General features: G+C 45.8%; 2 protein-coding genes. Both read right to left on the bottom strand.

The genetic code is table 11. The features are described 5' to 3' along the window. Positions 1-660: thiolase family protein (locus tag AC1M9A_RS14350; protein ID WP_481610482.1), on the bottom strand; the 660-nt coding region annotated here is incomplete at its 3' end. A gap of 126 nt (positions 661-786) precedes the next feature. Further along, positions 787-1,151, bottom strand: a 365-nt coding sequence (locus tag AC1M9A_RS14355) for a CoA-transferase (RefSeq protein ID WP_481610483.1), incomplete at its 5' end; no start/stop codon positions are given.

The following is a 1,151-nucleotide window of genomic DNA, read 5'->3' on the forward strand; positions in this document are numbered from 1 at the left end:
CACCACAACCGCATCACCTTTACGCTGTGGAATAGTCACAGGCACGATTTCTTGATCAAAGAAACCGCGTGCTTGCGCTGCAGCCGTACGTTGTTGGCTGGTTAAAGCAAATTGGTCTTGATCAGCACGGCTAATGTTGAACTGTTCAGCCACATTTTCAGCCGTTTGCGGCATGGTTTCAACACCATACATTTCTTTAAGCTTCGGGTTGATAAAACGCCAGCCCATGGTAGTGTCTTCAATCTTTTGACTACGACCAAATGCACTCTCAGATTTACCCATCACAAATGGTGCACGTGACATGGATTCAACACCACCTGCCACAATCACGTCAGCTTCGCCTGCTTTAATGGCACGCGCGGCCATTGCCACAGTATCGAGTGATGAACCACATAAACGGTTGACTGTGGTTGCAGGTACTGTATAAGGAATACCTGCTAAAAGCGCCGACATACGACCGACGTTACGATTATCTTCACCGGCTTGGTTGGCACAACCAAATAAAACGTCATCGACGACATTCCAATCCACAGAAGGGTTACGTTCCATTAAGGCTTTTAATGGCACTGCACCTAAGTCATCCGCACGGACAGGGGCTAAACCACCGGCATAACGACCAAAAGGCGTACGGATGGCATCAATGATGTATGCGTTTTTCATTTATTAAATCCTTGTTAGCAAGCCCCTCCCTTTTTTAAAGGGAGGTTGGGAGGGATTTTAAAAAATATGATTTATTCCTAAGAATCCCCCTAAATCCCCCTTTATAAACGGGGACTTCCTCTTTATTTATAGTGTTGCATCAATGAGTTTGGCACCCGTCATCGATTGAAGCTCTTCAAAAGATAAGCCTTCAACTTTCTCAATCACTTTCATGCCTTCAGGTGTTACATCAATCACACAAAGGTCAGTATAGATACGATCTACACACTTTAAGCCTGTCGCAGGATAAGTCAGCTCAGCAACGATTTTAGGTTCGCCTTTTTTAGTGACATGATCGGTGGTAATAAAGACTTTTTTCGCACCCACGGCTAAGTCCATTGCACCACCCACAGCAGGGATGGCATCAGGTGCACCGGTATGCCAGTTTGCAAGATCACCATTTTCAGCGACTTGGAAAGCACCCAAGACTGCGATGTCTAAATGACCACCAC

Source organism: Acinetobacter sp. ANC_7634, from assembly GCF_056779875.1.